The sequence below is a fragment of the Lichenihabitans sp. Uapishka_5 genome, assembly GCF_033947565.1.
Lineage (GTDB): Bacteria > Pseudomonadota > Alphaproteobacteria > Rhizobiales > Beijerinckiaceae > Lichenihabitans.
In genome coordinates this window covers 1-4,593 of record NZ_JARPVX010000148.1, presented here as the reverse complement: position 1 = coordinate 4,593, position 4,593 = coordinate 1, and the positions used below count along the sequence as shown (strand labels likewise).

Genomic DNA, 4,593 nt, shown 5'->3' with positions numbered 1-4,593 from the left:
GGCCCGGCCACCTGGGCGGCCGACCGCGCGATGCCGACCGCCGCATTGAGGCGCTGCAGCCGGTCGGCCTCGGCCAGGCCCGGGATCAGCCCCGACAAGGCAGGCGCCGAAAAGGCCTGCCCGGCCCCGAGCACCAGGGCCATGCCGGCCAGCAGCGGCAGCGACGCATGGCCGGCGAAGAGCGCCGCCGCCAGAACGGCCTGCCCGACGCAGCGCGCGAGATCTGCCGTCACCATCACGAGCTTGCGGGGCAGCCGGTCCGCCACCACGCCGCCGACGAGCAGCAGCACGACCAGGGCCAAGGTTTCGGCGCCGAGCACGACCCCGACCTCGCCCGGCCCACCGCCCTGCCCCAGCACAGCGAAGGTGAGGGCAACCGGCACCATGGCGCTGCCACTCAGCGTCACCGTGAAGCCAAACAGGAACAGTGCGACGTTGCGCGTTCCTGCCCTGTCCTGCACCGCGCCGTCGAGACGCCGCTGGTCTTGATCCATGGCCGCGCCTCTTGGGGATGGTACGGCAACCCGCTCCGAAACGCCCGTGCGGCCGCTTGCAGATCCGACTCGCCTCGCCTATGTAGATAGCAATAACAAGCGATCCGGTAGATCTTGGAAGAGTGGGCTCCTGCCGGACCCGCTCTTTTGGCGTTTACGGCCCTAGACCACCGGATCGCGACCGCGGATGACCATGGATTCCAACCACCCTGAAGCCGTGCCGGACGGCACGCTCGACGAGCCCCGCTTCACAACGGAAACGGGTGTCGGCGCCCGCGTGGCCCGCATCGTCGAACCGGTGCTGAAGGATCTCGGGCTACGTTTGGTGCGGGTGAAGATCGCCGGGGTTCCGTCCTCGCTGCAGATTATGGCCGAACAGCCGGACGGCACCATGACGATCGATGCCTGCGAGGCGGCCAGCAAGGCCTTGTCGCCGGTGCTCGACCTCGACGACCCGATCGCCGGCGAATACCGGCTGGAAGTCTCGTCGCCGGGGATCGATCGCCCCCTGGTGCGTCGCTCGGACATCGTTCGCGCCCTCGGGCACGAGGCCAAGATCGAGCTCGAATACCCTGTCGAAGGCCGCAAGCGATATAAGGGGCTGCTGGTCGAAGCCCGGCTCGACACCCTGACCCTGAAGCGCCTCGACGCACGGGCCGACGAGCCCGACACGGTGGCCATCGCCTATGCGGACCTCGCCGATGCGCGACTGGTGTTGACCGACGCCCTGATCCGAGAGTCGCTGAAAGCCGAGAAGGCCTCCGAGCCCACGGGCGACGATCCCGCAGACCCGCCTTCCGACCCCGAGGCGCCGGCCCGCCGTGGCCCTGGCCGTTTTGCCAGCCGCAACAAGGCCAAGCCCGTTCTTCCCGCAGGTATTCAGGTGCGGAAGCGCCGCTAAAGCGCCTCCAGCCTTCAATCAAGGAGCATCCCCATGGCCGTCAGCGCCAACAGGCTCGAACTTCTGCAGATCGCCGACGCGGTCGCGCGGGAAAAATCCATCGACCGCTCGATCGTGCTCGCCTCCATGGAGGACGCGATCCAAAAGGCGGCGCGCTCGCGTTACGGCCAGGAAACCGAGGTACGGGCCGAGATCAACCCGAAAACCGGCGAATTCCGCTTCTCCCGCCTGCTATTGGTGGTCGACGAGGTCGAGAACGACGCCGTCCACATCACGCTCGACCAGGCCCGCCGTAAGAATCCGGCCGCCCAGGTCGGCGACTGGATTTCCGAAACGCTGCCGCCCTTCGAGTTCGGCCGCATCGCGGCCCAATCGGCCAAGCAGGTCATCGTCCAGAAGGTGCGTGAGGCCGAGCGCGATCGTCAATACGACGACTACCGCGACCGGATCGGCGAAATCGTCAACGGCGTCGTCAAGCGGGTGGAATACGGCAACGTGGTGCTGGACCTCGGTCGCAGCGAAGCCGTCGTTCGCCGCGACGAGCTGATCCCGCGCGAAGCCTTCAAGCCGGGCGACCGCATCCGCGCCTATATCTATGACGTGCGCCGCGAGCAGCGCGGGCCGCAGGTGTTCTTGTCCCGCACCCATCCGCAGTTCATGGCGAAGCTGTTCATGCAGGAGGTGCCGGAAATCTATGACGGCATCATCGAGGTGAAGGCGGTGGCCCGCGACCCGGGCTCGCGCGCCAAGATCGCCGTGATCTCGCGCGACAGCTCGATCGATCCCGTGGGCGCCTGCGTCGGCATGCGCGGCTCGCGCGTGCAGGCGGTGGTGAACGAGTTGCAGGGCGAGAAGGTCGACATCATCCCCTGGTCGGCCGATGCCGCGACGTTCATCGTCAACGGCCTGCAGCCAGCCGAGGTCGTCAAGGTGGTGCTCGACGAGGATTCGGCCCGCATCGAGGTGGTGGTGCCCGACGACCAGCTGTCGCTCGCCATCGGCCGCCGTGGCCAGAACGTGCGCCTCGCGTCCCAGCTCACCGGCTGGGACATCGACATCATGACCGAGGAAGAAGAATCGGAGCGTCGGCAGAAGGAGTTCGCCGAACGGACCCAGATCTTCATGGCGGCGCTCGATGTCGACGAGACGGTTGGGCAGCTGCTGGCGTCCGAAGGCTTCCGCACGGTCGAAGAGCTGGCCTATGTGGACCTGAACGAACTCGGCACTATCGAGGGCTTCGACGAGGATACCGCGCAGGAAATCCAGACCCGCGCCCGTGACAACCTGGCCCGCATCGAGGAAGAATTCGACAGCCGCCGCCGTGAACTCGGCGTGGCGGACGAACTGCGCGAGGTTGAAGGGCTGACCAGCGCCATGATGGTGAAGCTCGGCGAGAACGACGTTCGCACCATCGAAGACCTGGCCGGCTGCGCTACCGACGACCTTGTGGGCTGGACCGAGCGCGAAGGCCCTGAAGCCGTGCGCTACGACGGTTATTTCGAGGGCATCGAGATTTCGCGCGAGGATGCCGAGGCGCTGGTGATGCGGGCCCGGGTTCTTGTCGGCTGGGTCGATCCTGAGGTCGAGCCGGAAGAAGCCGAGGGTGAGGGCGAGGCAGAAGCCGGGGACGCTGGTGCGGCCGAGGATGGCCACGAGGCCGAGAAGGCCTGACACCCTTGAGCGACGCCGCTGCTGACGACACGCCGGTCGAGCTCGACACGCTCACCAGCAAGGACCCGGAACGCACCTGCATCGTCACGCGCGTTTCCGGCCCAAAGGAAGGCCTGATCCGCTTCGTGATCGGGCCAGAGGGCGGCGTCGTGCCCGACATCCGCGCCCGATTGCCCGGGCGCGGCGCCTGGGTGTCGGCCGATGCCGAAACCGTGAAGCTCGCCATCCGTCGCAAAAGCTTCGGCCGCAGTTTCAAGGCCGAGGTTTCGATCGCGGTCGATCTTGTCGAGCAGGTGGGTTTCCTGCTAGAAGCCGATGCACTGCAGGCGCTATCGCTGGCCAACAAGGCCGGTCTCGTGACATGCGGAACCAGCAAGGTCGAGGAAGCCATCGCCAAAACGGCGCTGGCCGGCTTGATCCATGCCAGGGAGGCCGCCGAAGACGGACTGAGGAAGCTTGATGCAGCCCTGCGACGCCGCCTCGGTGAGGCCGCCGCGTCCCTCAGCCGCGTGCAAATATTTGAGTCCGGCCAATTGGATTTGGCTTTGGGACGCACACATGTGATACACGCCTCGCTTGCCGCTGGCGTGGCGAGCAAAGGTTTCATCTCACGATCACGACGTTTGGAACGGTTTCGCGGCCCACGGCCGCCATCCAGCGTTGGATAAGCCGAAGCGCTTTCGTGAGACATCTCGGGCGTCGCGGGCGTCCGTGCCAATTGGTGGGCCTCGGCCCTGGGACGAGTGACTAGATGAGTGATCCGAATAACTCTGGTGATAAGACTCTTTCTGTAAGTGGCACGAAGACATTGTCTTTGAAGCGCCCGGCGGAACAGGGGACTGTTCGCCAAAGCTTCTCCCATGGCCGCACCAAGCAGGTCGTGGTCGAGAAGGTGAAGACGCGTGTCATCACTCCGAGCAAGCCGGTTGCGCCAGCCCCCACGGTTACGGCGGCTCCGTCGTCCAGGCCGGTGACGCCTCCGTCCCGATCCGCCGCACCGTCGTCTTCCGGCGCCCCGCTTGGCGCCCGCCCGGTCTTGTCCGCGGCCGAGGCTGCGAAGCGAGCCGCTGCTTTGTCCAATCCGATGCCGGCCCGGACCGTGCCGCCGCTCGCGCCCCCGATGGCTCGCGCCGAGCCACAGCCCGAGCCGGCCGTCGTGGCGCCTGCGCCTGCGCCCGTTGCGGCACCGCCTGTGGCGGCTGTTGCTGCACCGGCGCCTGCACCCGCGCGGTCGGTGGTTGCCCCTGAGCCCGTTGCGGCTCAGCCCGCACTTGTGGCTGCTTCGGCACCCGTCGAGGCACCTATCTCTGCCCCGGCACCTGTTCCCGCTACGCCCACGGCTTCTGCGTCACCGGCCATGCGGCAGACGCCTACCTCGACACCTTCCGCTCCCGTGCGCTCCGCTCCGATCCAGCGTGCGGCCAGCACGGCGGCGCCCGTGCGTCCCGCACAGCCCGTGGCGGCGCGTCCGGCTCCGGCCCCTGCAGCCCGTCCGGTGCCGCCCGCCACCGGCGCGCAGGCCCGGAC

Annotated in this window: 4 protein-coding genes and 2 pseudogenes; 4 read left to right on the top strand and 2 right to left on the bottom strand. The window is 67.5% G+C overall.

Annotated features, from left to right (window positions below):
* The coding region (locus P7D22_RS22395) for an MFS transporter (protein ID WP_319936467.1) at window positions 1–494 on the bottom strand (494 nt) is incomplete at its 3' end.
* A 193-nt stretch (window positions 495–687) separates the two neighbouring features.
* Here P7D22_RS22395 and rimP point away from each other — a divergent pair.
* The 4 genes and pseudogenes from rimP to P7D22_RS23605 all read left to right on the top strand — a co-directional run.
* Entirely contained in the window at window positions 688–1,395 is a 708-nt protein-coding gene (gene rimP, locus P7D22_RS22390) for a ribosome maturation factor RimP (RefSeq protein ID WP_319936466.1), read from the top strand.
* A gap of 33 nt (window positions 1,396–1,428) precedes the next feature.
* Window positions 1,429–3,066 carry a transcription termination factor NusA gene (nusA, locus tag P7D22_RS22385; protein WP_319936465.1) on the top strand — a complete coding sequence of 546 codons (1,638 nt, stop codon included), beginning with the start codon at window positions 1,429–1,431 and terminating at the stop codon, window positions 3,064–3,066.
* A 5-nt stretch (window positions 3,067–3,071) separates the two neighbouring features.
* Window positions 3,072–3,734, top strand: a complete 663-nt coding sequence (locus P7D22_RS22380; protein ID WP_319936464.1) for an RNA-binding protein — start codon at window positions 3,072–3,074, stop codon at window positions 3,732–3,734.
* 83 nt (window positions 3,735–3,817) lie between these two features.
* A pseudogene (locus P7D22_RS23605) lies at window positions 3,818–3,970 on the top strand (translation initiation factor IF-2 associated domain-containing protein); the annotation flags it as partial.
* A 356-nt stretch (window positions 3,971–4,326) separates the two neighbouring features.
* On the opposite strand, the pseudogene P7D22_RS22375 reads toward P7D22_RS23605, so the two are convergent.
* Window positions 4,327–4,593: pseudogene (locus P7D22_RS22375) on the bottom strand (hypothetical protein); the annotation flags it as partial.

Coding starts and splice junctions, on each gene's coding strand:
- rimP (WP_319936466.1), top strand. CDS start 688: ATGGATTCCAACCACCCTGAAGCCGTGCCGGACGGCACGCTCGACGAG.
- nusA (WP_319936465.1), top strand. CDS start 1,429: ATGGCCGTCAGCGCCAACAGGCTCGAACTTCTGCAGATCGCCGACGCG.